The following is a 26,821-nucleotide window of genomic DNA, read 5'->3' on the forward strand; positions in this document are numbered from 1 at the left end:
TCTGTCTGTAAAAAGCCGAACACTTTCCGACAATTACGATACATAATCGTATCGTTCTGTCTGGGAGTCTGTACTGTTTTGTTTCTTATTTATGAAATTGCGGGCTTTTTCACCAGATCATGACGGTTATTCTACAAAAAACAAAAAAATGGTCTTTTTTATACTTTGGAATGACTGGCCTTCTCCTTGCTTTTAGCCATCAGGCGCAGGCCCAGCAGCAATGGTATACAGGCTCCCTCGTCTCCCCCGCCAGCGCCAAGGACCATGCCGGAGATGCCGGGATTGAGCCCTATTACACCTACAGCCAGCCCATTGGGTATTATGATGCGCATGGCATCAGCCACCCCCAGCATCCACGCCAGCAACTGTTCAGTAACTCAACCATGTGGAAGTATGGGCTTACCGATTATCTGAGCATTCAGGCGCACACCGTTGTCAGTTACGGCTGGAAAAAGAATGATGGTCATTCCACCGGCCCCAAGTTTGGAGATTTTCCGGTTGACCTGATCTGGCGCTTCGTGAACCCCAACCCCAAGCGGTATATTCCGGGCCTCAATCTGTTTGCCGGGGTTGTGTTCCCCACCGGAGATTACAACCAGTTGGGCCATGGGCAGGATGGCGTTGGCGCGGGGTCCTACGTGTTCCGCACAGCCTTGCTGAGCCAGTCCACCTATCAGTTGCCGGGCCATCATGCCCTGCGCCTGCGCGTCTGGAACTGGTTCCGCCGCGCCCTGAACGGCGCTACGCTGCGGGATGTCACCTCCTACGGCACAACGGCAGGGTTTCGCGGCAAGGGCCGCCCCGGCATGAGCGGCCAGACCGGGTTTTCCCTTGAATATGGCGTCAACCGCCAGTGGGTGCTGGCCATTGACGTTGCGCGGGACTGGGCCAACGGCTCCCGCGTGTGGGGGCACACCAGGACCGGGCAGTATATGGACCGCACAGGCTCCTCCTCCGGAGACTGGCAGGTGGCCCCTGCCCTGGAATATAACTGGAACGCCCGGTGGGGTGTTATTGCGGGGGCATCCGTTTATTACGCCGGGCACAACACCAGCGTGAAGATTGCCCCGCAGGTTGCCATCAATACCGTTTTCTGAGGGGCTGTTGTAAAAGGCAGCCATGCAAGTTGCGCTGGGCAGTACGGGGATTTTTCCACGCCCCCCTATGTTTCAGCGGCTCTCTTATTCAATAAAGGGCCGCGTGCTTTGTGCTGGCGCTTTATAGAGTATTCTACCGCTGGCTGCGTCTGAGCTTTTCATAACGTGCCAGCACGCGGCTACGGCGTAGGGCCGAGAGCCTCTTTATCCAGAAAATGCCGTCAAGCTGATCAATCTCGTGCTGGTGGCATACAGCACGCAGACCTTCAGCTTCTTCGGTTTGGGGCTGACCTTTCAGGTCCATATAGCGCACGGTCACTTTTGCCGCTCGTGTCAGGGTTTCAACCACACCGGGCATGGAGATGCTGCCTTCCTCATGCTGGATGGTGTTTTCAGAAGCCTGAACAATTTCCGGGTTGATATAGGTCTGCGGCCCCGAGCCATCCGGCAGGTCAAGCACAACCACACGCAGCCCCACGCCAATATGCGGCCCGGTAATGCCAATACCCGGTGCTGCCCGAACGGTATCTAACAGATCACCCGCCAGACTGTGCAGCGCCTCATCAAAAACACTGACAGGCTTTGCCACCTGCCGCAGGCGCTGGTCAGGAAAAAGAACAATCGGTTGTGCGGTCATGAAGAATATCCAAGGGAAAAAGAGCGCCTCTGGTCACATGCGCTCAATGGGAAACCCGATCGGCGAGGACGCGGGACCTCTATCGCATTAGGCAGAAAGAATCTGTGCCAACATGAAAATATCTTTTGCAGAGAAGCAATTTCCAACATCTCACAAAGATTTATTCTTGGTCTCGCTGCATCTTGAGATGTCTTGATCCAAGCGCCTCACACCAACGCAGCATCCTGAATGAAGAAGGTGACATCCGTGCGGCCATTCCAGCTTTCGGCGCGTAGATAGCCTGCCAGATGGATGGGGGGGCGTGTGGTGTCTTCCAGCGTGGCGGCCAGTGGGCTGTCTCCGGCACGGAACAGCAGGGCTTTCAGGCGGCCGCCATCAGCGCCTTTCAGCAGCAGACGCAGCGTGTTGCCATCTCGGCCAATGCGGTCGGCTTTGATAATCTGCACATGCGAGAGAGCGACCAGAGGCTCGGCATTGCCCGCGCCAAACGGGGCGAGAGAGGCCATGTTCTGTGCCAGTTCCACCGTGGCACCGGCAACGGAGAGAGCGGCGTCAATTTCCAGATCAACGGCATCCGGCAGTTGCGCGGCACCAGCCAGCCGTTCATCCAGAAAAGTGTGGAAGGCGTCCACTTTCTCGGCAGGCAGGGAGAAACCGGCTGCCATGGCGTGGCCGCCACCTGTTGTCAGCAGTCCGGCCTGACGTGCGGCAATAATCACCGTGCCCAGATCAAGCCCCGGCACGGAACGGCCAGAGCCTTTGATGGAGCCATCATCCTGCGCAGCGCCCACAAGAGCCGGGCGGTTGAACTGTTCCTTGATGCGGCCTGCCACAATGCCCACCACACCGGGGTGCCAGTCCTTGCCTGTGAGCAGAATGACAGGATGCCCGGCTTCACGCTGGGCGGCGGCCTGCTGCATGGCCAGATCAAGAATGTCCGCTTCCACCCCCTGGCGGCGGCGGTTTACGGCATCCAGCCGTTCGGCCATGATTTTGGCTTCATGCGCATCTTCACTGCGTAGCAGGCGCAGGCCCAGTGCTGCCTCGGCAATGCGGCCCCCGGCGTTGATGCGTGGCCCGATGGCGAACCCGCAGGAAAACGCATCTGGCGCTTTGGTGACACCCGCAATTTCCATCAGCGCGGCCAAGCCGGTGCGCTGGCGACGCGCCATGATCTTGAGGCCCTGCGCCACAAAAGCCCGATTCAGCCCTTGCAGGGGCATGACATCACACACCGTTGCAAGCGCCACCAGATCAAGCTGGCGCATCAGGTCTGGCGCGGGGTGCGCTTCAAACCAGCCTGCGCCGCGCAGATCGCGTGCAGTGGCAACGGCGGCCAGAAAGGCCAGTGCGGCAGCGCACACATGCCCAAGGCCAGATGTGCAGTCCGGCCGGTTGGGGTTTACGGTCGCCAGAATGGCAGGCAGCGCATCTTCGGATTTATGGTGGTCCAGCACCACCAGATCTGCCTTGCCCGCCATCTGGTTCAGAATATCAGAGGCCGCAGTGCCGCAATCCACGCACACAAGCAGCGAGGCCCCCTGCGCCACCAGCCCTTCAAGGGCGGGCACATTGGGGCCGTAGCCTTCGGTCATGCGGTCAGGAATATGGGTGTGCACCGCACAGCCCAGTTCTTCAAAAAAAGAAGCCAGAATGCCGGAGGCGCAGGCGCCATCTACGTCATAATCGCCAAAAATACCGATGGTCTCGCCTTTTTGCACGGCCTGAGCCATGCGGGCGGCTGCCACATCCATATCCCGCAGTTCGGACGGATTGGGCATCAGTGCCCGTAGCTTCGGGTCCAGAAAATCTGCGGCGGTTTCAAGAGAAAGGCCCCGCAATGCCAGAAGGCGGCCTACAATTTCAGGCAGCCCGGCCCGTTGGGCAATGGCTGCGCCCAGCCGCATCAGGTCCGGGCTGTCAGCCCCCGGCCGCCACATCCAGCGGCGGCCTGTCAGGCTGGCCTCCACCCCCAGCGCGGCGCGGGCCTGCGGGGGCGCGGCGTCATCAGGGGGCAGAAGCATGGTTGTCTCTGAAAAAGCAGTCATTTCTGGCAAAGCGGGGTAAGGCACACAGGATTATTGCGGCGTCCACGTTTTGGTGGAGAAGTTGTGGTGCCCTTCAATAAACCGCACCGTGCCGGATTTGGAGCGCATGACCAGTGAATGCGTCACGGCATGTGTGGGCAGACGGCGGATACCGCGCAGCAGCGTGCCAGAGGTGACACCCGTGGCGGAGAACAGCACGGAGCCAGCCGCCATATCATGCAGGCCGAGCTTGCGGTCCGGGTCCTTGCCGGGGTTCATTTTCTGGGCGCGTTCACGCTGGGCGTCATCTTCAAACAGCAGACGGCCCTGCATCTGGCCTTCCACGCAGCGCACGGCAGCCGCGGCCAGCACGCCTTCTGGCGCGCCGCCAGAACCGGCATAAATATCCACCTGGCTGTTATCCATGCAGGCGGCAATGGCGGCGGCAACGTCACCATCGCTCAGCAGGCGCACGCGGGCACCGGCTTCGCGCGTTTTGGCAATCAGTTCTTCATGACGTTCGCGGTCGAGCGTACACAGAACAATGTCTTCAATCGGCTTGTTCTTGGCGCGGGCCACATTGCGCAGATTGTTCTCAATGGAGGCTTCAAGGTCCACCACGCCATCGGGCAGGTTGGGGCCAACCACAATCTTGTCCATATACACGTCTGGCGCGTGCAGGAAGTTGCCCTTTTCCGCCAGCGCAACCACGGTAATGGCGTTGGGCATGTCCTTGGCGCACAGATTGGTGCCTTCAAGCGGGTCCACCGCGATGTCCATGGCGGGGCCGCCAGCGCCCACCTTTTCACCAATGTAGAGCATTGGTGCTTCGTCCATCTCGCCTTCGCCAATCACCACGGTGCCGTCAATGGCCACGGTGTCAAACGCAATGCGCATGGCTTCCACAGCCGCGCCATCGGCATCGTTCTTTTTGCCACGGCCCGTCCAGTGAGAGGATGCAAGGGCGGCGGCTTCAGTAACACGCACCAGTTCAAGCGCCAGATTGCGGTCAGAAACCACAAACTGTTTAGGCTCACGAGTGTCAGACATCAGGGGGAAATCCTCTTTCTTAAGGCTTGAACTGGCTCCGCACGGAAGGCTCAGTCCGTTTCAATCCGGATCATCACCGGGGTGTCCGTCACCACATCAAGCTGGTCAATGCGTGTCACGGCGTCCTGCATGGCCGCCTCGGATGTCTGATGCGTCACCAGCACCAGGGGCACATGCGGGGCGGTGTCGTTCTTCTCCGGCGTGGGCTGAAGCATGCTGCGCAGCGAAACGCCACAGTCACGCAGCACGGCGGTAATATCCGCAATCACGCCGGGTCGGTCCTCCACCCGCAGGCGCAGATAAAACGCGCCCTTTCCGGCAGAAAGAGGGCAGGCCCGCACAGGTTGCATATCAGATACCTGAACGCCCCACACCGGGATGTGGCTGCCACGGGCAATATCAATCAGGTCGGCCGTCACGGCGCTGGCAGTGGGGCCTGCGCCCGCGCCACGGCCTTCAATCATCAGGCGGCCTGCAAATGCGCCTTCGGCCACCACGGCATTGAACACGCCATCCACCTGCGCAATGGGGGCATCTTCCGGCACAAGGCAGGGGGTAACGCGGGCTTCAAGCCCTGCATCGCCCACGCGGGCCAGCCCCAGCAGTTTGATGCGGTAGCCCAGCTTGCGGGCAAAGCTCAGATCCGCCGCGCCAATCCGGCGAATGCCTTCCACATGCACACTGTCAAACGCCACGGGGCGGCCAAAGGCCAGCCCGGCCAGAATAGTCAGTTTGTGGGCGGCATCCAGCCCGTCAATATCCGTGGAGGGATCAGCTTCGGCGTAACCAAGCTGCTGGGCGTCTGCCAGAACGGAGCCGAAATCCTTCCCCGTTTCGCGCATGACGGTCAGGATATAGTTGCAGGTGCCGTTCAGAATGCCGCCAATGCGCAGCAGGCGATCTGCCGCCAGCCCTTCACGCACGGTCTTGATGGCAGGAATACCGCCCGCAACCGCCGCTTCAAACAGCAGCGGGGCAGATTTTTCCGCACTGACCTGCGCCAGCGCCGGGCCATGAATGGCCAGCAGCGCCTTGTTGGCCGTAACCACTGGCTTGCCTGCCTGCAGTGCGGCTTCAACCAGAGCCCGGGCCGGCCCTTCGGCCCCGCCAATCAGTTCCACCACCACATCCACTTCGGGGTCTGTCACCAGATCAACTGCGTTGTCATACCACCGCAGCCCGGAGACGTTCACCCCACGGTCCCGCGTGCGGTCCCGCGCGCTGACAGCCACAACTTTCAGCGGACGGCCAGCGCGGGCGGTAATCAGGTCCGCATTGGTTTCCAGCAGGCGGATAACGCCCGCCCCCACCGTGCCAAGACCAGCAATACCGAGACGAAGAGGAGAAGAGGAGGAAGAGACACTCACGATTGGACAGGCTCCGGCTTGCTTGCAGAGGAAGGAGAAGACACAGCCGCAGGCTTGACGCCATGGGCTGCAAGGAAACCACGAATGGCGCGGGTGGCCTGCCGCAGGCGCTGGGTGTTTTCCACCAGCCCGATGCGCACATAACCTTCCCCATGCTCGCCAAAGCCAAGGCCGGGGGCCACCGCCACACCGGCTTCTTTCAGCAGCAGCTTGGAGAAATCAACGCTGCCCATTTCACGGAACGGTTCAGGAATGGGGGCCCACGCAAACATGGAGCCTTCGGGAGACGGCACATCCCACCCGGCGGCATGCAGGCCACGGATCAGCACATCACGCCGTTCTTTATACAGGGCGCGGATATCGGCCACGCAGTCCTGCGGGCCATTCAGCGCGGCCACGGCGGCGACCTGAATGGGGGTGAACGCCCCGTAATCCAGATAGGATTTAATACGCGTCAGCGCGGCAATCAGCCGTTCATTGCCCGCGGCAAACCCCATGCGCCAGCCAGCCATACAGTAGGTTTTGGAAAGCGATGTGAATTCCACCGCAATATCTTTGGCACCCGGCACGGCCAGAATGGACGGGGGCACCAGATCTCCAAAATAGATTTCCGCGTAGGCGAGGTCCGAGAGGATGAAAATTTCCTCCCGTCGGGCAAAGGCCACCAGTTCCTTATAGAAATCCAGATCGGCCAGATACGCGGTGGGGTTGGACGGGAAATTGACAATCAGCGCTGTGGGCTTGGGCACGGAATGACGCACGGCACGTTCCAGCGCGCGCAGCATGTTATCATCCGGCGTGGCGGGAATGGAGCGGACAGACGCCCCCGCAATAATGAACCCGAACTGGTGAATGGGGTAGGACGGATTGGGCACCAGAATGGTGTCACCGGGGCTGGTGATGGCGGAGGCCAGATTGGCCAGCCCTTCCTTGGAGCCCAGCGTTGCGATCACTTCCCGCTCAGGGTCCAGCTTCACGTTGAAGCGGCGTTCATAATAGCCCGCCAGTGCCCGGCGCAGGCCCGGAATACCCTTGCTGACGGAATAGCCATGCGCACGCGGATTCTGCACCGTTTCCACCAGCTTTTCCACAATGTGGGGCGGTGTGGGGCTGTCCGGGTTGCCCATGCCAAGGTCAATAATATCCTCGCCCCGCGCTCGGGCTGCCGCCTTGGCCTGGTTTACCGAGGCAAAGACATAAGGCGGCAGGCGGCGAATGCGATGGAAATCTTCGGTCATGGACGTAAAGGACCCTGAAAATAAGGGGGTTCAGATTCCGCACGATTACGGAGGAAAAACATAGTAATGGCAGAAACGGATCAGGCAACTCTTCTTGCCGTGCGGCCAGCGTCTTTCCGCCGCATGGCTGGCCGAGGGGTGCGTGCCACAGGCCCGTGCCCCCCGCTCCGCATCAGGGTGAATTGGCTATTCGTGCCCCCGTGCCGAACGCATCCCCCCGGATATGAATGGCATCAGACGGCGCATTCAGCTTGATCAGTTCCTGAGCCACGCGCTGCGCCCGCAAGAGGCCAAGCTGGACGGCATCCGCCTGATCCTGCGGGCTGAGTGAGGGGGAATTGCCAAAGCCACGGACAAAGAACGGCCCGTGCGGCGTTTTCTGCACCAGTTTGGCCAGTGTGCTCTCCTGCCCGGCGGAAAGCTGGTCAGATTGCGGCATGAAATGCAGGGCCGTGCCTTTGGCGTCGCTCAGATCATAATTGGGCTGCACGCCATCGGGCAGATGGGCGTCAGACGGCACATCAAATCCGGGGAAGGATGGCGGCGCGGGCGGGCCCTCGGGAATCTGCGGAATGGCGCTTTCGGGCGTGGGGGGCTTCTGCGCACCGTTCTTCACTTCCGGCATGGCCACTTCTGGCATGTCGGCTTCCGCATCAGCGGCGTCCTTTTTGGTGTCTTTTGCCGCCGGCTTGGAGGGCGCGGGTTTGGCAGGAGGTGGTGGCGTGGTGGGCTGCTGGGGTGGGGCTTCCGCGGCATCCATAATGGCCCCGGCGGCATCCGGTGGCAGGCTGGCTGCCTGCTGCCCCGCTGCGGCTTTGTCCTTGGCCGCATTCGCGCCAGCGCCAGCAGCCGGGGTGCCTGCGCCTTTATCCGCACTCCCCTTACCTGCCGCAGATTGTGCCGCTGCGGCGTTGGGCGGCGGCGGAATATCGGGCGTGAGCGTGCCGTTGGCGGCAACCGTGCGGTAGGTCAGGTTACGGTCACGGATCAGCCGTTCCGTCAGCATGGCCCGTGCCTGCGCGGAGGGCAGAGCCGGTGCCTGAGTAGGGGTCAGCCCCACATGCGGGTAGGGATCATACCGGCCGGGCGGCGGTGGCCGCTGCTGGGAGATCACGCCCCCGCGCATGTTCTGGGTCCATTCTAGCGTGCTGTCGATCGCATCCTGATGGCGGCACCCCGCCAGCACCAGCACGCCCGCTGTCAGCACCACGCCCATACGGAAGCCGGTGGCATGCCGTTGCCCGGTGCGGCGGGTTTGCGGCTGGTCTTCCCCGGCATGGGCAAGGGGTGCGTGTGCCGGGGTATCCTCCGTCCACGCTGCGTCCGTCTGGCCAGAAACGGGGCGACCATGCCGCCAGAAGGGCCGGTTCTGTTCAGGACGCATTTGCTGCATGGTGGGACGGGTGCTCCGCTGGGCTGATAAACAGCGCGCACCTTACCGTCTTCCCGCCGTTGTGGCGAGATCAGGCGTGCCTGTTGCACCTGCATTATAGGATTGCCCCTTGGCAGGGGCGCGCAGGCGGCGCAGGATAAGAAGCATGAACCGTGACACAGACCATGCGGAGACACGAATGACGGGTATTTTCTCCCGCGACGCCATCAGACTGGATGATGAAGGGCCGGATGGCCCGGACGCGCCGGAAACACCGGAAAAAGACGATGTGAAAGCCCCCGGCGCACCGGCTGGCGAGCTTGAGCACAAGCTGTTCAAACAGCGCAAAGTGCTGATTTTTGGCGGTATTAACGACAAGGTAGCCCGTGATGTCACCGGCCGCCTGCTGGCTTTGGCTGGCGAGTCTGACAAGCCGATTGATGTGTATGTAAACTCCCCCGGTGGCCACGTTGAAAGCGGGGACACCATTCATGACATGATCCGCTTTGTCGATTCGATTGCACCGGTCAACATGATTGGCACCGGCTGGGTGGCGTCTGCTGGCGCGCTGATTTTTGCCGCCGGCCAGAAAAACCGCCGCTTCTGCCTGCCCAACACGCGCTTCCTGCTGCATCAGCCGATGGGTGGTGTGCGTGGCCCGGCCACCGATATCGACATTGAAGCACGCGAAATCATCAAGATGCGTGAGCGTCTGAACCGCCTGTTTGCGCGTGAAACAGGCCAGTCTTACGAAAAAATCGCCAAGGATACGGACCGCAACTACTGGATGTCCGCCAAGGAAGCGATTGAATACGGCTTAGTGACAAAGATCATTTCCCAGCTTTCTGATCTTCACTAAATCGGGGAACGGCTTTGCTCCTCACCCTGCGGGGTGGGGAGCAGCATGTTTTGTTTTACCGGGCTTTTCTCCTGCCTTGCGCACCCTTTGCGCGAGGAAGGGGAGGCGCTCCCAGCAAACGGGTTCCTACCATGGGTTCTCTCTCTGATATCTATTCCCGCCTGCCAGACAGCATTGATGACCTGCCACCGCCCCCCAACAAGGAAGCCGTGGTAGAGGCCGATTACAGGGCCCGGCACTGGGTCAGTCAGGATAAAGGGCCGCTTACGCCCGGTTCTGCTGAACACAAGCGCGCCATTGCCCAGATGTTCCGCGATACGTTCAACCCTTACAAACCGTCCGTAATCGACTGGCCCAAGCTGGACCCGGAAACGCTGCATCGCGTGACCTCCCTGCCCATCTGGGATATTGCGGTACAGACGGAGGGCAAGGCCCGTCTGCGTATGGCCGCCTATGCCCGGCTGGTGCAGGACCCGGACATCAAGGATGCCATTTCCCGCAATGCGTGGGAGGAAAACCGCCACAAGGAAGTGCTGTCCAAAATGGTGGCGGCCTACAACATCCCCATGGCGCCGGAACCCCCGTATATTGAGCCCAAGGATGTTGAGTGGGCCTATCTGGTCACAGGCTTTTCAGAATGTGTGGACAGTTTCTTCGCTTTCGGGCTGTTTGAACTGGCCAAGCGCTCCGGCTTCTTCCCGCCTGAACTGATTGATACGTTCGAGCCGGTAATGCAGGAAGAATGTCGTCACATTCTGCTGTTTGCCAACTGGCTGGCATGGTACCGGGCCGTCATGCCGTGGTATCGCCGTCCGCTGTTTGAACTGAAGGTGTGGGCCGTGTGGGCCTTCCTTGGCTATGAACGTCTGAGCCTTGCCAAGGATGTGGATGACAAAGGCGAAGTCCACACGCAGGACAACAACTTCACCGTCACTGGTGCCAAGGATATTGCCAGCGTGCAGCTCAGCCTGCCGGACTTCATGGATCTGTGTCTGGAAGAAGATGACCGCCGCTTTGCAGGGTATGACAAACGCCTGCTGCGCCCCACCACGGCGCCAGCCATTGCGCGGGTGATCCGTGATGTGGGCCGCGGCTGGCAGTTTGTATCCGGTCTGGTGAAGGCCAACACCGGCCGCGCCAGCGCCTGAGGGCCGACGCGGGTTTGGGTCAGGCTGCCTTGCGTTTCATGTCCGCATGAATCTGCACTGGCAGTTTGATCACCACCCGCTCAAGCGGCTGCGTGCTGTGAAACGTAGCGTCCGCTGCGTAATCCTGCGGCCTGATGGTGTAATCAGCCGCAGTGCCGGCCGTATTATCAAATAAGGTGCGGTTCTGCCCGGCCTCTGTCACCAGAAGCTGACTATGCGGGGCCAAGGTAAGTGTCAGCTTGTGGGCATCCGGCATCAGGAAGGCAAACACAAAGCCCACCACATCCTCCACACAATTATCCATCTGCTTCAGCCAGTGCGTGGCCTGCGCATTGGTAAAGCCATCCTGCTGCGGAGGCGTTATGGCGATCTGGAAAATAAAGCGGATATAGTGGTCAGGCTGCAAGGTTGCCATCAGCGGCGGGTTTTCCTGCCACAGGGCATCCGATAGCGGAAAAACCATGTCATCGCTGCCCGCATGTGTCAGCGGAATGGCTCCGTTTTGAGTTTGCAGATGCAGGCCGGTGCTGTGCAGGGGTTTGTCATCCGGTTGTTCCCGCCCCACCACATGCAGGGAAAGACCGGCCCGGTCCTCCGCAGGCAGGGCATTGAAGCGCCGGTAAAGCTTGGCCACTTTCTGATAATGCTGCACCAGAACAGACCGCGCACCCACCACATCAATTGTGTCAGCCAGGGCGGCACAGGCTGGGGCCAGCACCAGCGCCGCTGTTAGAAACCAGGCAGAGCGAGAGAAAAACATCATAAACCGGCCTTACCCCATAAACATCATCATGTCGCGCACTGTCATGCCCGCTGGTCAGGAACAACCCACCATGCAGCCGGTTCCGTGATAAAAACCAGCCCTGCCACTCCGGCCTGCCCAAAAATACATTTTCCACTGTTGGCATGGTGCTGTTTCCGAGCAGCTATCAGCATTACATTCAGGATCTGGCCTGATATCGGGATGGCGTTTACGCGGCGCCAAGTGTCATCGCACGGCTCAGACAGCCGCTAACAACCAGACGGGCGCATCTTCCGGGTGCCACGGAGCATAACGGACCATGACCTGTTCAAAAAGGCGGGATGTCAGAAAGCGGTTGAGCCAATTCTGCACGGCAGGAAGAGGCAACGCCTGAAACCATGCAGGATCAGTGGCGGCAAACTGCCTGACAAAGGGCGCAATAGCGGCATCTGTCAGACCAAAATGATCGCCCTGTAAAAATTCTTCTACAGAAAGGATGTTTTCGAGGTTACGAAGAATGCTGACCGCTTCTGCCTGATGGTATGCAGGGTCAGAGCCGTAACGGGTGGCGTATTTGTAGCGGTCCAGATGATATTTGAATGTGGTATCATTCTGCTCAATAAGCTGAAGTTTCACACGGTCCAGCCAGTGAGACGGATCAGCCTGAGAGAGCGCCCAGCGCATGATATCCAGACTCTCATCAAGCACGATGTTGTCTGGCAGCACCAGAACAGGAACTGTTCCTTTGGGCGATGCTGTCAGCATGGCTTCTGGTTTGGCAGCCAACCTGATTTCCCGCACCACACACTCCGTCTGGCTGGCAACAAGTGCCAGCCGTGCCCGCATGGCGTAAGGGCAGCGTCGAAAACTGTAGAGAACGGGGGCTGTTGACATATCGGGCATAATTTTAAAAATCGTCTTCCTTCTTTATTATTTTTATAAAAAATCGTATGCCATATACCCGATAATCTGTGGCTGCCATATCCTCTATATTCTGCGGTATCCCTGCCACGTAGCCCTTATGGGCTGACCGTTTTCCTGTGGCGTAAGGTGAATATAAAGGCCGTCAATCTGCTCCAGAGGCAGACAATCATCCACTTCCATCAGGTTATCGCGGTGCTGGTGTTGGTAACCCAGCAGAAGCTCTTCCTTCGCGCGGGCTTTTGCCTCTTCCTCCGTTTCAGCAACAAGAAAAGTAAAATCATGCTCCTCCCGCAGGGCTCCTTCCAGATAGCCGCCCATATTGATGAAATAGAGTTTTTTGCCGGAAACCGGTTTATCCGGGCTGAGGGTAACGGCATACCCATCCGCCCATGTGATGCTGCCGTAAGCATCAAGATGCAGGGACTGCCGCGTTCCAAACCACCGGGCGGCAAGGGATGGATACGCATCCTCCGGTTTGTGCGCCACGGCAAACTGCACATCATGCACTTCGATATTCGCGCCGGGGGCGGCACCGCCTAGATAAAAAATATAGAGTTCCACGTCCTGCTCTCCCCTTCTCTCCCCTCCGGGAGCAAACACCCTGCACCTGTTTATCACTGCTGGCTGGTTTTTCACAAAGCTCTCTTCCCGCCCTCTGCCTGAGGGCCTCGGCAGGTTTGCGACACTTCGCGCCTGCGTCATGCATACGGCTGCCCCAGATCGGGCAAACTCTGATCATGCAGGCATCATGGGCCGGGCGAAACCAGGCCGAATGGCGTCAGCTCATTTTTTCTGAAAATGGCGACAGCGTGTCAGCAATGCGTGGAATGCAAGGCGCGCTATTCACTTTTTTGCAGGTGTTCAAAAGCCTTTCAGCAATAAAACTCACCACCCCTCCTGCACGGTCAGTAAGAAATTAACGAATGAGTGCGGATAAATTTAACGCATCTACCTACCCTCACATTTTTTCCTCTACGTTATTATTTTTTTAAAACCCCGCACACGCTTACAGAACACAAATACAAATTTATAATTACTTTTTTGTTTTTGTATTTTATTTATTAGTTTTCATTAAACTAACCATAACAACCAGATTAATTTTCTTTTTTATTTTCGATTCGCTGTGTATTTAGAATTTGTATCCGTGATTTCTTTAAATTTATTTGCGATTCAATTCCTGAACAGTCGTCCCCCCAGAAAGTGAAGGAAACAGAAATGACAAAATATACAACCGCATCCGGCGTTGTTTATAATATTACGCAGCCTTATGGCTCAGCAATCTCTGACTGGGATGTCACTATAACGGCACCAGACGGCACAAGTATTTACACGGGTACAGACCTTAACCCCGGCATTGACCTGGTTTTATTACAACTTGCTGCTTCAGGGTATGTTCTTACTGGAACTGACGATTATACAACACTTATCAGTGCTGCCAGCGCTCAAACTATTGTCACCGCTCCCGGCTCTACAGGCAGTATTATTATTGGTGTTGGCGCAGCAGAAGCAAATACTTATTACATTGGTGGTGATAACACTATTTCCGGTCTTGTCAGCGCCATTGCGGGCACAACCATCAATGTTGTTGGCGGAACGGCAACCCTTTCGGGCAATACTGGCGGCTCTCTGGTCGGGCTTCTGACAGGCTCCACTGTCAATATTGAATATGGCGGAACGTTCAACACAGGGGCGGCACTGGCCAGCGTACTTGAAGGTGGTACCGTCAATTTTGGCACGGGTGGCGGCACACTGATCCTGAACGGCGGGGGCACTGCCATCAGCCTATTGGCCTCCGGCACACTAAGCGCCACAACCATCAACAATTATGATCCAAGCCAGGATACCATTGAACTTCAGGACACAACTGGCGCGGTCGCCAGTTATACCATCACGGATGGATCGTCCTCCAGCAAAGTGATTACGCTGCTGAATGACAGCGGAGAAACAGTGGCGGAATACGCTGTTAATCTGGCCGATGGCGTGACCCTTCCTTCAGGCGACTATTCCACCAGTTCTACGGATGCGGCCTCCAACCCGTTACAGATCACCTATTCGGACGACAACACCTATATCACCGCCTGCTTCCTGACCGGCACCCTGATCCGTACGCCAGATGGTGATATTGCTGTTGAAGACATCAAGATAGGCGACCAGATTGTCACATGGGACTGGAAGAACAATCAGGATATCACGCGTCCGGTTGTGTGGGTTGGCAAGGCAGAGACCATAGCCCGCCCCGATCTGCCGGTTGACGAGGCAGGCTATCCTGTGCGCGTTCTGAAGAACGCCGTGGCAGATGGCGTGCCGTCCCGCGATATGCTGATTACACCCGAACACTGCCTGTTTTTTGAGAACAAATTCATTCCTGTTCGCATGTTGGTAAACGGGGCCTCCGTTTTTTACGATACCTCCGTTCCGTCCTACACCTATTACCATGTGGAAACTGAACAGCACGCGGTTATCATTGCCGATGGCATGCTGACAGAAAGCTATCTGGATACCGGCAACCGCCGTGCCTTCCGCCAGCCAGGCAATGTGGCGGGCCTGCGCAGCAATGGCCTGCAGAACTGGGCTGAACATGCCGACGCACCGCTCTGTGTGGACCGCGCTTTTGTAGAACCCCTGTTCCGTGCGCTGAAGGCCCGGCATGACCATGCCAACACCAACCGGCCCTACGTGGAACATGCCGTGCTGACGGATGACCCTGATCTGCATCTGGTAACAGAAACAGGTGTTCAGATTCGTCCGGTGCGGCACACGGGGCAGACTTACAGCTTCATGCTGCCACCTGCCACGCACTCTGTCCGCATTGTTTCACGCGCCAGCCGTCCGGCAGATGTAATCGGACCGTTTGTGGATGATCGCCGTCATTTGGGTGTGGCAGTGGGTGCAATAAGCTGCCTGACAGCCAAAAAAATGCATGCTCTTACGGCGCATTTTCAGGAAAACAAACCCGCAGGCTGGCATAGGGAAGCCGAAACGGGCACGCCGGAATGCGTCTGGACAAACGGAAATGCGGTTCTGCCTTTGGGAGACCTGTTGGCCAATGATGCAATGGCCCTGCTCTCCCTGACCATTCACGCCGCAGGCCCCTACCGTGTGGAGCCCGCAGAGCAGACGGCCACGCTGGAGCAATCTGCCTGATCACTCAGGGTCTCTGGGTAAAAGCGCGATTGGCCATTCAACACACACATGATTGGTCAATCGAGGACATGGTCCTGACTGAACCTGTCTGTTTTCCACAAGCAGAATACGGGGCTGGTCAGGACCATCTTTTTTCTGCTTGCAAGATCAAGTGATGGCGTAAGCAGGCGCCCGGTTCGCGTGTCCACGCCAAAGCCATTTGGCTCACGGCTCACGGCTCACGGCTCACGGCTCACGGCTCACGGCTCACGGCTCACGGCTCACGGCTCACGGCTCACGGCTCACGGCTCACGGCTCACGGCTCACGGCTCACGGCTCACGGCTCACGGCTCACGGCTCACGGCTCACGGCTCACGCAGACAACACATCCGTCTTGTCTGCAAGAGGGGACAACCTTCCTCTGTAAAAAAACAGGGCCGGAGGTTATCCGGCCCTGCTTCCAAACATCTTTGTAAAAGCGGCTTTATCAGGCTTCCTGCGCGGCGCTGCGGCGGGCTTCCACTTCTTTTTTCATGGCTGCCTGCACTTTTTCAAAGGCCCGCACTTCAATCTGGCGCACCCGTTCACGGGAGATGCCATATTCATGCGCAAGGTCTTCCAGCGTAGACGGCTCATCCTTCAGGCGGCGTTCCGTGAAGATATGTTTTTCACGGTCATTCAGCGTATCCATGGCAGAAGCCAGAAGCGCCTTGCGGCCTGAAAGCTCCTCGTTCTCGGCGTAGACTTCTTCCTGATTGTGCTGATCATCAACCAGACGGTCCTGCCACTCGCTGCTTTCATCCGTGCGCATGGGGGCGTTCAGGCTGTGATCGGGTGCCGCCATGCGGCGGTTCATGTTCACCACATCCTGCTCGGGCACGCCCAGCGTGGTGGCAATCTTGTTCACCTGCTCCGGCTGAAGATCCCCATCATCAATGGCCTGCATCTGCCCTTTCAGGCGGCGCAGATTGAAGAACAGCTTTTTCTGCGCGGCAGTGGTGCCCATTTTAACCAGCGACCAGCTATGCAGGATGTATTCCTGAATGGCGGCACGAATCCACCACATGGCGTAGGTGGCAAGACGGAAGCCCTTGTCCGGATCAAACCGGCGCACGGCCTGCATCATGCCCACATTGCCTTCGCTGATTAGCTCGTTCACCGGCAGGCCGTAGCCGCGGTAACCCATGGCAATCTTGGCAACCAGACGGAGATGGGACGTAACCAGCTTATGCGCGGCTGTTACATCCCCCTTGTCCCGCCACAGATGGGAAAGACGCAGTTCTTCTTCCGGCGTAAGGATAGGATATTTACGGATTTCCTGAAGGTATCTTGACAGATTGTTTTCAGGACCAACATTGATGACTGAGGAAACCATGGGTCGGCACTCCCTTGAACCGGAAAGCTCCCTGCGGTGCAGTGGACTGGGGGCAGCCCATTAAAGAACCGTTTGGAAAGAGGCGAGTTCCGGCCAACAAGTGAAAAAGAAACTTACATCCTCTTCCTTCGCCCCCCATCATGGGCAGCACGAGGGAAGAGACGCCCGCTCCGGCATCTGCTGACACAGAGGCATGAGAATGGTGAGCTAGGGTGCGCCCGAATCACCACACTGTCAAGAAAATCGGACGTTTCAGTCTGTTTAACGCAAATGTGAGGTATGCGTTCCCTGCCTAACTGCGCGGGACTCGTGGCCACAGAAAGGCTTCTCTTTTCCTGCTCGCTCTTCCAGCTTTTCAGCGGCGGCTTGAACCCTCAGCCTACGGGGGCTGGCAAGGGACGAGCGGCCTGAAAAGACGGGTTTGGGAGCGCGTGAGGAAAAGCCATCAGGCTGCGAAACCGAGCCTTCCGCCTGCATTCACAGACTCGCCCGACCAGCCTTTCAGAGTTTTCACCCTGCCTTTTTCAGCGGTGTCATGCCCAGGGCTTCCCCCAGCGCCTGCATGTCCTCCGGCATGGGGGCTTCAAACAGCAGGGCCTCGCCTGTGCGCGGGTGCGTAAAGCCCAGACGGGTGGCATGCAGCGCCTGCCGGGGGAAATCCAGCGCGGCGGCGCGGCCTTCCGGCGTGAGCAGTTTGGCAGCGGCAGGAACGCGGCGCAGATAGACCGGGTCCCCTATCAGCGGGTGCCCGTTGGCTGAAAAATGCACCCGGATCTGGTGGGTGCGGCCCGTGGCCAGTTTGCAGGTGACAAGGGCGGCCCCCATCTCAAACGCCTGCAAGGTGCGGTAATGCGTCAGCGCCCACTTGCCGCCGTGGGTGGTGATAGTCATGCGTTTGCGGTCGCGCTTGTCCCGCCCGATATCCCCTTCATAATCGCCCTCCGCAGGGTTGGGGCAGCCCCAGCAGAACGCCAGATAGGCGCGGTCTATACGGCGGGCTGCAAAATCATCCGAAAGGGCAAGATGTGCCTTTTCTGTTTTGGCAGCCACCATCAGGCCGGATGTATCCTTGTCCAGCCGGTGCACAATGCCGGGCCTGCGCTCCCCGCCAATGCCCTTCAGGCTCTCGCCACAATGGGCGATCAGGCCGTTCACCAATGTGCCGGTTTCATTGCCCGGCGCAGGATGAACCACCAGCCCGGCAGGTTTGTTGAGCACAATGAGATCATCATCTTCGTAAAAGATCTCGAACGGCACCGCTTCGCCCTGCGGTACGGCGGGGGTAGCGGGGGGAATGTGCAGCACCAGTTCCATACCGGCCCGCACGCTTTCCGCCGGTTCCGTAATCTGTTTTGAGCCGCACTGGAGATGGCCGCTTTCTATCAGCCCCTTCACACGAGAACGCGAGAGTGTGCCGGACTGCGCGGACACATAGCGGTCCACACGCTCGCCTGCCTGTTCGGGCTGCACGACAAATGTAAGCATAGACCCACCCGCCGGATGGGGAGCATGGCTGGCGCGTGACGGTGGCGCGCCTTGCGGCGGGGCGCCCTCTTCCTGTGGTGAAGACGCTGGCTGGCTGGTTTCGGCTCGGGCGGGGGCCTCGCGCTTTACGTCCTTGCCGCCTTTTCTGCTCCGGCCTGCTTTTCTGGGGCCGGGCATGCCTGCATCCGCATCATCATCCTCTGCCTGCACGTTCGTGCGCCGCCGGGATGACCGTGCGCCGCCGGGTGCGGGCTCCGTGGTCCGGGCAGCGTGAGAGGCTTTTGTCTTATCGGGTGTCTGGTCTGGCGTGGGAGCAGGCGTGCCGGGGTGCTTCAAAAACTCATCCTGTCCTAAGGAGCAAGCGGGAGTCCTGCACAAAGCCTACTCACTTGGGCGGCGTCAAGCATTTGCGGCAGGGGGCTATGGCTGGGCCATGTCTGATGGGATACACTCCCGGCATGAGTGATCTGCCCACCCCCGCCCGTGCCGTTGCCCCGCCTGACCCGGTGGAAGCCCTGCAGGTGGCCTATGCCGCCATGGTGCGCAGGCGCGTGGTGCTGCTGGCGGTGTTGGCGGTGGCCATTCTTGTCTCTCTGGCGCTGGATTTCTCGGTGGGGCCTTCTGGCCTGAGCCCGTGGCATCTGCTGCATATTCTGCTGCACCCTGAGACTGCGCCGCCCATGGAGCGGGTAATTGTGTGGCAGATCAGGCTGCCTTACGCACTGATGGCGGTATGTGTGGGCGCGGCCCTTGGGCTGGCGGGGGCGGAAATGCAGACCGTGCTGGCCAATCCCCTTGCCAGCCCCTTTACGCTTGGTGTTTCGGCTGCCGCCGCGTTTGGTGCATCGCTGGCCATTGTGCTGGGCTGGCATCTGCCCGGTATTGGAGAAAGCTGGCTGATTGCCACAAATGCGTTTGTGTTTGCTGTTGGCTCCGTAGGGTTACTGGATGTGGTGAGCCACCGCCGCCACGCCAGCACGGGCACAGTGGTGCTGTTTGGCATTGCGCTGGTGTTCACCTTTCAGGCGCTGGTCTCCCTTATTCAGTTTGTCGCCAATGAGGACGCGTTGCAGGAGTTGGTCTTCTGGACCATGGGCAATCTGACACGCACCACATGGCCCAAACTCGGCCTGCTGGCAGGCGTGGGCGCGGTGGTGGCTGCCTTCTCCTTTCGCTCCGCATGGAGCCTGACCACCCTGCGCATGGGGGAAAAACGGGCAGCCAGCCTTGGCGTGAACGTGCCCCAGATCCGCCGGGCGGCGCTGTTGCGCATCAGTCTGCTTTCCGCGTTAGCCGTGGCGTTTGTGGGGATTATCGGGTTTGTGGGGCTGGTGGCCCCGCATATCGCCCGCCGTCTGCTGGGGGAAGACCACAGATTTTACCTGCCGGGCAGCATGCTGGCGGGGGCCCTTATTCTCTCGCTATCTTCCACTGTGGCGCGGGTGTTGGCACCGGGGGTTGTGGTGCCTACCGGCATTGTGACGGCACTGGTGGGTATTCCGTTTTTTGTGGCCATTGTGCTGCGGCGGCAGGGGATGTCCTGATCATGCGTCCTTCCCCGGAACATCCGCCCGCGCCCAGGCAATCATCCTCCCGCTCGCCTGAAACTGAAGCTGGGGCCGGGGAGAACTGTCAGGCCGCGCTCTCCGCCCCTGCGGCGTCCACGTCTGCCAAGGCACAGCCGGGCACAGCACACAGCGCGAGCGCCTCACCAAACACTGGCAACGCTGCCACAGCAAATGTGGGTATGGCGTGCCCGAACACAGAAGGACCAGAGGCAGGGGCACCAGAGACGGGGGCATCAGACCGCAACGGGCTTGAAGCGCGGAATGTGACCGTGCGGTTTGGCAGGCGCACCGTGCTGCATGATGTTACGGCAGGGCCCTTCACACGCGGCACCATTCACGCCCTGCTTGGGCCTAATGGCAGTGGCAAATCCACCCTGCTGCGCGCCATGGCTGGGCTGTTGCCGTCTTCTGCCTGCGTGACGTTGAATGGCGAGGATCTTTCCGCCATGTCCCTCACCGCACGCACGCGCAAATGTCTGTATCTGCCGCAGGATCTGCCAGCCCCCGTGCATTTGCCGGTGCTGGAAGCGTTGATGGCCGCCAGCCATACCGGCGGCGGGTTTCAGGCCCCACAGCAGGATGATGCCGTGCGGGACGCGCTGGACCGGCTGACCCAGTTTGGCATTGCCCCGCTGGCGTTACGCCCGCTGGATGAGCTTTCTGGTGGGCAGAGGCAACTGGTGGGGCTGACGCAGGCGTTCAGCCGTACTCCGGAAGCGGTATTACTGGATGAACCGCTGAGCGCGCTTGATCTGCACCATCAGTTTGCCGTGATGACCGTTTTGCGGCGGGAGACCACCGCCCGCCAGCTTGTAACGGTTATTGTGCTGCATGACCTGAATATTGCACTGAACCTGACAGATACCGTAACGGTTTTGCACGAGGGGCGCATCATGGCCTCCGGCCCGCCAGCGGATGTGCTGACCCCTGCCCTGCTGCGCGAGACCTATCGCATCCGTGCCCGGATTGAGCACGGTGCGGATGGGCGCAGCTTTGTCAGCGTGGACGGCATTGCGTAAGGCTGAGAAAAGCAACCTACGTGCCACAGAAGGTATGGCGCACGCGCTCGGCAGGTTTTGCTGGCAGGGCGTAGCGTTCCCGGCCCGGCTGCTCCTGATAGGGATTGGCCAGCACGCTCTGCAATGTCTCAAACAGGGTGTAATCGTCCTCGGTAACAGCCTGCACAATCATTTCTTCCACCAGATGATTGCGCGGAATGTAGCAGGGATTCACCCGCCGCATGGTGGCGGCGCGTTGCGCTGGCGTGCATGACGGTTCCTGTTCCAGCCGGGCCTGCCAATGTTTGAGCCACGCGCCCAGTGGAGTGAGCGTATCGGGCAGCAACACGGCATCTGGCGTGTTGGCCAACCCTTCCTGAAGCTCTGTCTGGCTGAGTGCCCGGAAGGTCTGGGTGAAATCAAGCTGGTCGTTCTTCATGGTTTCCAACAGAGTGCGCGCAAGGGCGATATCCCCTTCCCGCTCTGTCTTCAGCCCCAGCTTGGCGCGCAGGCCAGCCAGATAGGCGGTCTGGAACTGCGGTTCAAAAGCCCCCAGCGCGGTCTGGGCTATCTCGACCGCCGTATCATCATTTTCAGCCAGAAGAGGCAACAGGGCTTCAGCCAGACGGGTCAGGTTCCACAGCGCCATGCTGGGTTGGTTGCCGTAAGCGTAGCGGCCCCGTTCATCAATAAAGCTGAACACGGTTGAGGTATCATACTGCTCCATAAAGGCGCAGGGGCCGTAATCAATCGTCTCGCCGGAGATGGACATGTTGTCCGTGTTCATCACGCCATGAATGAAGCCCACCAGCATCCACTGCGCCACAAGCCGGGCCTGTGCAGCAATCACGCTTTCCAGCAGGGCCAGATACGGGTTTTCAGCCTGCGCGGCGTCCGGATAATGGCGGCCAATGGCGTAATCCGCCAGCAGGCGCAGGCCGGCCTCATCCTCCCGCGCGGCAAAAAAACTGGAAGGTGCCGACACGGATATGGCTGGCGGCAACACGGGTCAGCACCGCACCGGGCAATGGTGTTTCGCGCAACACGGTCTCGCCCGTGCGCACGGCGGCAAGAGAGCGCGTGGTGGGAATGCCCAGCACGGCCATGGCCTCGCTCACCACATATTCACGCAGCACGGGGCCTAAGGCCGCGCGGCCATCCCCCCGGCGGGAAAACGGGGAGCGGCCGGAGCCTTTAAGCTGGATCTCCCATGTTTTGCCTGCGCTATCCGTGACATCCCCCAGCAGCAGGGCGCGACCATCCCCCAGCCGGGGCACAAAGTTACCGAACTGATGGCCCGCATAGGCCAGCGCCACCGGCTGCACGCCTTCGGGCATGGCCTGCCCCGCCAGCATGGCGATACCCGCCGGGCTGGCCAACCATGCGGTATCCAGCCCCAGCGCCTCCGCCAGCTTTTCATTCAGCTTTATAAGCTGTGGCGCCGCCACGGGGGAAAGTTCTACCTGAGCGTAAAACCGCTCCGGCAGGCTGGCGTACGTTTGTTCGAGAGAAAAATTGTTCATGACTCTGACCACCCAGCGTTGTGTCCTGCTTGCACGCACCCTTGGGCTGCACAGCCTCTACCCTACTGCCGCAACGCCTGCCCTGAAACCCCGAACGCGCGAGATGCGCCTATGTTTGAACCGCGGGTTTTTGCTGATGCTCTCATGCCGCCCTCCTCCGCTGGTGCGTGACAGCGTGCAGCGTGATGACACGCAGACAATTTTTCAGCCCGACACCAGTTGAGGAATAGAAAAGCGATACCCGGTACACCGTTGGCGCACAGCAACGCAGACGTTATCCGTGCTGACAGATGTAAGTGCTGCCGCTGGTTTGGCAAGATGGATCAATCCATAATGCCTCATGCGGGTAATCAATCGTAATACGGAAGCGCCCGTAGATGTTTGCCCCCGCAGCCCCTACTACCGTCTGCCCCATCCAGAGGCTCATTCTTTCCGGCCCGAAATTTCTATCAGGGCGTTCCGTAAACCACACAGGGCCAACGCGCTGTGTGCCCAATGTGATTTCCGGCACCTCAATCAGACGCGTCCCCTGTATCAGGCTGTCACCCTTCTCGACAATCCGCCATTCCGGATGATGGGCATGCCATTTTTCGAAAACGCTTTTGATAATATATGATGTTACGCCCTCGCCTTTTACGGTGGGGATATGCTGTGCAGTCAGCCCGGCAGGTGTGGGAAACGCTGTTGCCCCCGTATCAAACAACAGAGGAACGGGTTCGCCATCTATCATGAGAGTCACCGCAGGGAAATCACTGCCACGCTCACCGTTCTGATTATGCACAAACGAGAGGGGAACACGCACTGCATGCGGATCTGGGTGCTCTCCGTGACGATCATAAGGAACCAGGGTAACTTTTACATTGTCCATATTACCCGGATATTTTGAGATATATGAGAGAATTTTTACCAGAGCCATTGTCTCCAATACGCTATCCGCGGACCAAAGAAACGTCCGATCAGACGAACGGATAGCATCCACCAACGGCATAATGAGGCCATGACTGACCACGAACGGATCACCAAGAAATCCTACGAAACATCGGCTATTTTTGTAATCATAATCGGAATCGAAAAGGCATTCTCCTCAGGCACTGGCTGCTGGTGAAACAATATAGGGATGGCCGTCATATCTATAATGGTTGCGTCAACACCCAGTTTTTTCCTTGAAAATTTAAGCCATCCGGCGAGAGCAGCCGAACTCGCCAGCCAGAGAGAACACATGCGCTATTCCCCTCATGCACCTTATTGAAAATATGTTATACGCCTGAGAATACTTATCCAAACATAACCGCTTCAAACCAATGGTCGGATTGCAAGGACGATAGGCAGGGCGACTTCACCCTCATCCACGAATGCGCCTGCCTGTTTTGGCTTTCTACAGAGGAAGGTATCAACGCTCCGATTGACATTTTTCTGCATAAATTTGCAACGTAAGGTGTTCAGCCAGCCTCTCACAATTCAGTCACGAAAACGCATCTGTAATATGTCTTTTTCAATACAATAAAAGTGGCACGATCGTTGTTGTAACGCAACACAAAAGGGGCAGAGAGATAACTTTAGTAGATAGAGCTGGTCAGAGCACCCTTAGGCCTTACAGGACGCTCCGCTTTGTAGAGCCGCAACAAAAGCCCCTTCAGTTATCTTGTGAGCGCAAGGGCGTGACGGATGGGGGCAAAATATCCTATTATATCTTGCAGAAGCGGACGGTGCGTACTGCCACGTAGTGGACGCAAAAGATAACGCAAGGATGGTCATGGAAAATCAGGTTCATTCATTCTGGTCGCAACTGAATGGATTGCTGCCGGTTGTGCTGGGATATGTCAGTCAGTTTGCGCTGGCGCTGGTTGTTCTTTTTGTGGGCTGGAAACTTGTCAACGCGGTAACGCGGGCAATGGGCCGCATGATGGAGGCCAGCCATATAGAACCAACATTGCGCGGGTTTCTGCTGAGTGTTGTCGGCCTGTTTCTGAAAGCACTGTTGCTGATCAGTGTGGCCTCTATGGTCGGGATTGCGACAACATCCTTTGTTGCTGTTCTGGGTGCTGCCGGTCTGGCGGTTGGCATGGCGTTGCAGGGTAGCCTTGCCAACTTTGCGGGCGGTGTGCTGATCCTGTTGTTCCGCCCCTTCAAGGTAGGGGATTCCATTACAGCGGGTGGAAGCTCTGGCACCGTGACCTCAATCGAGATGTTCCGCACCGTACTGCGTGACGCCAATAATGAGATCATTTATGTTCCCAACGGGACATTATCAAACAACATTGTGATCAACAGTTCAGAGTCAGACAGACTTCTGGGTTCTGTCAGCCTGCTGATTGATTATAACGATGATCTGGACAAGGCACGGAGCCTGCTGCTTGGTCTGACTGAAAATGACGCGCATGTGTTGAAAGACCCCGGCCCTTCTGTTTCCTTTTTGCCAAAGCCTGCAAACATTCAGGTAACGCTGGGGTTCTGGTGTGTGCCCGGTGATGTTGCGGGACTGGTTGCAAAATATTCCGAATCATCAATCAAGGTCTTACAGGGCGAAGGGTATCGCCTTGGGGTAACCGCACGCACGGCGGCGTGATCCAACACGGTTTCAGGGCATCCCCCTGAAACCTGACACTGTCTCTTAAATTGTATCTAAAATAATCTTTAAATCTTGGTTGTTTTAAAAACGGTCCTTTTGGTAGTACTTCGGCAGACATGCAGTTGGGCTACCGAGAGGGTCGTTTCTTTTTTTCGGGCTGATATTGTCTGTCAGGAAGACACTCCCTTCCCTCAGTCAAACTATAATATGAAACTTGCTTTGCAAAAGCGCCAGCGCCTGAAAGACTGTAAGGAAAATGTCCCGGCGTCATGCCATGACAGTTTTAAAATATTCACAAATTAGAATGTTTTGCTTTATCACTATGCGCTCTGTGCTTCAGTAAGGAAATATGCGTGGAAAAGACGATCAATGCAGAGGCACGAGGGCAAAGTTCCGCCGGTCTGGCTTTGCTTTCTCTGGCATGTGGTGCCTTTGCCATCGGTGTGACGGAATTTACACCCATGGGGCTTCTCCCCGTTCTGGCGGAAGGGGTGCATGTCAGTGTGCCCAAAGCGGGAAGTCTGGTCAGCGCTTATGCGTTTGGGGTTATGGGCGGGGCACCTGTCATCACGCTCTTTCTGGCGCGCTACCCACGGAAGTATGCGCTGATCGGGTTGATGATACTTTATGCCATAGGCAATCTGACATCCGCCATGAGCACAACTTATGGCCAGCTTCTGTTGGCGCGTGTGCTGACCAGTCTGGCGCATGGTGCCTTTTTTGGGCTTGGCGCTGTTGAAGCCGCCAGTCTTGTAGCACCCAACCGGCAGGCCAGTGCTGTGGCCAGCATGTTCATGGGCCTGACAGTGGCCAATATTTTTGGGGTGCCCGCAGCCACCTGGTTGGGGGATACGCTGGGCTGGCGTTCTGCTTTTGCCGCCATTTCTTCCCTTGGGCTGATTGCCGCCGTGGCGTTGGTGGCGGTTCTTCCTTTGGCGGAAGCCGGGCCTCGGCCAGATGTTCGCGCTGAACTGAAAGCCATTTTGCGGCCCAACACCCTGATGGCGCTGGGTGTTACAGTTGTCGGTGCCGGGGCCATGTTTGAGCTTTACACCTATATTGTGCCCATGATGGAGCACATTACCAAAGCCAGCCATGCGTTAACCACGGCGGCCCTTATGCTGATTGGTGTTGGCTTCAGTATTGGCAATAGTCTTGGCGGGCGCGCAGCAGACCGATCTCTGGTAGGCACATTGTTAACCGTTTTCCCACTACTGGGGATTATCATGCTGGTTTTCCCGTTTGCGGCACAAACACCCGCAGGCGCGTTAATTGGCGTGTTCTTATGGGGCATTGCGAGTTTCTCTTTAACCCCGGCCTTGCAGATCCGCACCATGACAGCAGCCCATGATGCGCCGGCACTGGCCTCTGCCGTGAATATTGGTGCGTTCAATCTGGGCAATGCCTTGGGGGCAGCACTAGGCGGAACCGTGCTGTCACTTGGGTATGGATACCCCATGGTTTCCGTTGCCGGGCTTGGTCTGGGGCTGCTTGGTGCCCTTATGGTGCTGATGTCCCGCAAAGGACGGCTGGCCCCCTGAGGGCTTTGGGGGAAAAGACGCTTCTCCCTTACAGATCACCCTTCACACAAAAGAAGGTCGCTTTCCTCAAAAAGTGTCTTTCTTTTCATTGATTTACCGATACGCAAAAATTTATCGACACGCGGCAATATCTTTCTTCTAACGCCGGAGCAGAGTGCCTGTGTTAGCAGAAGCGGGC

21 protein-coding genes and 1 pseudogene are annotated in these 26,821 nt (G+C 58.2%); 9 read left to right on the top strand and 13 right to left on the bottom strand.

Annotated elements, in window-relative coordinates; all coding sequences use genetic code 11:
* Positions 1-170 precede the first annotated feature (170 nt).
* On the top strand, positions 171-1,097 hold the full coding sequence (locus tag ASN_RS04270; protein ID WP_058989111.1) for a hypothetical protein: 927 nt from the start codon (positions 171-173) through the stop codon (positions 1,095-1,097).
* Positions 1,098-1,230: 133 nt separating this feature from the next.
* On the opposite strand, the gene ASN_RS04275 is transcribed toward ASN_RS04270, so the two are convergent.
* The 6 genes from ASN_RS04275 to ASN_RS04300 form a co-directional block, all read right to left on the bottom strand.
* Positions 1,231-1,734 carry a peptide deformylase gene (locus tag ASN_RS04275; RefSeq protein ID WP_058987326.1) on the bottom strand — a complete coding sequence of 168 codons (504 nt, stop codon included), beginning with the start codon at positions 1,732-1,734 and terminating at the stop codon, positions 1,231-1,233.
* A gap of 206 nt (positions 1,735-1,940) precedes the next feature.
* Entirely contained in the window at positions 1,941-3,758 is a 1,818-nt protein-coding gene (recJ, locus tag ASN_RS04280) for a single-stranded-DNA-specific exonuclease RecJ (RefSeq protein WP_058987327.1), read from the bottom strand.
* A 54-nt stretch (positions 3,759-3,812) separates the two neighbouring features.
* Positions 3,813-4,811, bottom strand: coding sequence for a class II fructose-bisphosphatase (gene glpX, locus ASN_RS04285; RefSeq protein ID WP_058987328.1), 999 nt, complete (start codon positions 4,809-4,811; stop codon positions 3,813-3,815).
* A gap of 50 nt (positions 4,812-4,861) precedes the next feature.
* Complete coding sequence (locus tag ASN_RS04290) at positions 4,862-6,178, bottom strand: homoserine dehydrogenase (RefSeq protein WP_006559332.1); 1,317 nt, start codon at positions 6,176-6,178, stop codon at positions 4,862-4,864.
* Entirely contained in the window at positions 6,175-7,416 is a 1,242-nt protein-coding gene (locus ASN_RS04295) for an LL-diaminopimelate aminotransferase (protein WP_006559331.1), read from the bottom strand. Before ASN_RS04295 ends, ASN_RS04290 begins: the two co-directional genes overlap by 4 nt.
* A 172-nt stretch (positions 7,417-7,588) precedes the next feature.
* Complete coding sequence (locus ASN_RS04300; protein ID WP_231948376.1) at positions 7,589-8,809, bottom strand: hypothetical protein; 1,221 nt, start codon at positions 8,807-8,809, stop codon at positions 7,589-7,591.
* Between the two features lie 145 nt (positions 8,810-8,954).
* Between ASN_RS04300 and ASN_RS04305 the strand changes: the two genes are divergently transcribed.
* Both ASN_RS04305 and ASN_RS04310 read left to right on the top strand, forming a co-directional pair.
* Positions 8,955-9,647: an ATP-dependent Clp protease proteolytic subunit gene (locus tag ASN_RS04305; RefSeq protein WP_176364872.1), complete on the top strand. Its 693-nt coding sequence runs from the start codon at positions 8,955-8,957 to the stop codon at positions 9,645-9,647.
* 131 nt (positions 9,648-9,778) lie between these two features.
* Complete coding sequence (locus ASN_RS04310) at positions 9,779-10,795, top strand: ferritin family protein (RefSeq protein WP_058987330.1); 1,017 nt, start codon at positions 9,779-9,781, stop codon at positions 10,793-10,795.
* A 19-nt stretch (positions 10,796-10,814) separates the two neighbouring features.
* On the opposite strand, the gene ASN_RS04315 is transcribed toward ASN_RS04310, so the two are convergent.
* The 3 genes from ASN_RS04315 to ASN_RS04325 all read right to left on the bottom strand — a co-directional run bounded on the left by ASN_RS04315 (position 10,815) and on the right by ASN_RS04325 (position 13,022).
* Complete coding sequence (locus ASN_RS04315) at positions 10,815-11,558, bottom strand: DUF2987 domain-containing protein (RefSeq protein ID WP_058987331.1); 744 nt, start codon at positions 11,556-11,558, stop codon at positions 10,815-10,817.
* Between the two features lie 237 nt (positions 11,559-11,795).
* Positions 11,796-12,440, bottom strand: a complete 645-nt coding sequence (locus ASN_RS04320) for a glutathione S-transferase (RefSeq protein WP_330937317.1) — start codon at positions 12,438-12,440, stop codon at positions 11,796-11,798.
* Positions 12,441-12,524: 84 nt separating this feature from the next.
* Positions 12,525-13,022: a DUF1543 domain-containing protein gene (locus tag ASN_RS04325; RefSeq protein ID WP_058987332.1), complete on the bottom strand. Its 498-nt coding sequence runs from the start codon at positions 13,020-13,022 to the stop codon at positions 12,525-12,527.
* 654 nt (positions 13,023-13,676) lie between these two features.
* On the opposite strand from ASN_RS04325, the gene ASN_RS04330 reads away from it, so the two are divergent.
* The gene (locus ASN_RS04330; protein WP_058987333.1) at positions 13,677-15,605 is read left to right on the top strand and encodes a Hint domain-containing protein; all 1,929 of its coding nucleotides are present in this window, start codon (positions 13,677-13,679) and stop codon (positions 15,603-15,605) included.
* A gap of 466 nt (positions 15,606-16,071) precedes the next feature.
* Here the strand turns inward: ASN_RS04330 and rpoH are convergent, their stop codons facing one another.
* Together rpoH and ASN_RS04340 are read right to left on the bottom strand one after the other, a co-directional pair.
* Positions 16,072-16,959 (bottom strand): RNA polymerase sigma factor RpoH, encoded by an 888-nt coding sequence (gene rpoH / locus ASN_RS04335; RefSeq protein ID WP_006558871.1) that lies wholly within the window; start codon positions 16,957-16,959, stop codon positions 16,072-16,074.
* Positions 16,960-17,469: 510 nt separating this feature from the next.
* Positions 17,470-18,444, bottom strand: coding sequence for an RluA family pseudouridine synthase (locus tag ASN_RS04340; RefSeq protein ID WP_058989113.1), 975 nt, complete (start codon positions 18,442-18,444; stop codon positions 17,470-17,472).
* A gap of 536 nt (positions 18,445-18,980) precedes the next feature.
* Here ASN_RS04340 and ASN_RS04345 point away from each other — a divergent pair.
* Both ASN_RS04345 and ASN_RS04350 read left to right on the top strand, forming a co-directional pair.
* On the top strand, positions 18,981-19,988 hold the full coding sequence (locus ASN_RS04345) for a FecCD family ABC transporter permease (protein ID WP_407922298.1): 1,008 nt from the start codon (positions 18,981-18,983) through the stop codon (positions 19,986-19,988).
* Between the two features lie 287 nt (positions 19,989-20,275).
* Entirely contained in the window at positions 20,276-21,031 is a 756-nt protein-coding gene (locus ASN_RS04350) for an ABC transporter ATP-binding protein (RefSeq protein ID WP_058989115.1), read from the top strand.
* Between the two features lie 16 nt (positions 21,032-21,047).
* Here ASN_RS04350 and ASN_RS04355 read toward each other — a convergent pair.
* Positions 21,048-22,533: pseudogene (locus ASN_RS04355) on the bottom strand (protein adenylyltransferase SelO).
* Between ASN_RS04355 and ASN_RS04360 the strand changes: the two are divergent.
* The gene (locus tag ASN_RS04360) at positions 22,532-22,756 is read left to right on the top strand and encodes a hypothetical protein (RefSeq protein WP_058987334.1); all 225 of its coding nucleotides are present in this window, start codon (positions 22,532-22,534) and stop codon (positions 22,754-22,756) included. The pseudogene ASN_RS04355 and the gene ASN_RS04360 overlap by 2 nt on opposite strands.
* Before the next feature lie 51 nt (positions 22,757-22,807).
* Here ASN_RS04360 and ASN_RS04365 read toward each other — a convergent pair whose 3' ends face one another.
* Complete coding sequence (locus ASN_RS04365) at positions 22,808-23,401, bottom strand: hypothetical protein (protein ID WP_197603330.1); 594 nt, start codon at positions 23,399-23,401, stop codon at positions 22,808-22,810.
* An 879-nt stretch (positions 23,402-24,280) separates the two neighbouring features.
* Between ASN_RS04365 and ASN_RS04375 the strand changes: the two genes are divergently transcribed.
* Together ASN_RS04375 and ASN_RS04380 are read left to right on the top strand one after the other, a co-directional pair.
* Positions 24,281-25,099, top strand: coding sequence for a mechanosensitive ion channel family protein (locus ASN_RS04375; RefSeq protein ID WP_197603331.1), 819 nt, complete (start codon positions 24,281-24,283; stop codon positions 25,097-25,099).
* 356 nt (positions 25,100-25,455) lie between these two features.
* Positions 25,456-26,643: an MFS transporter gene (locus ASN_RS04380; protein ID WP_058987337.1), complete on the top strand. Its 1,188-nt coding sequence runs from the start codon at positions 25,456-25,458 to the stop codon at positions 26,641-26,643.
* The last annotated feature ends 178 nt before the right edge of the window (positions 26,644-26,821 follow it).

The organism is Acetobacter senegalensis (genome assembly GCF_001499615.1).
GTDB lineage: Bacteria > Pseudomonadota > Alphaproteobacteria > Acetobacterales > Acetobacteraceae > Acetobacter > Acetobacter senegalensis.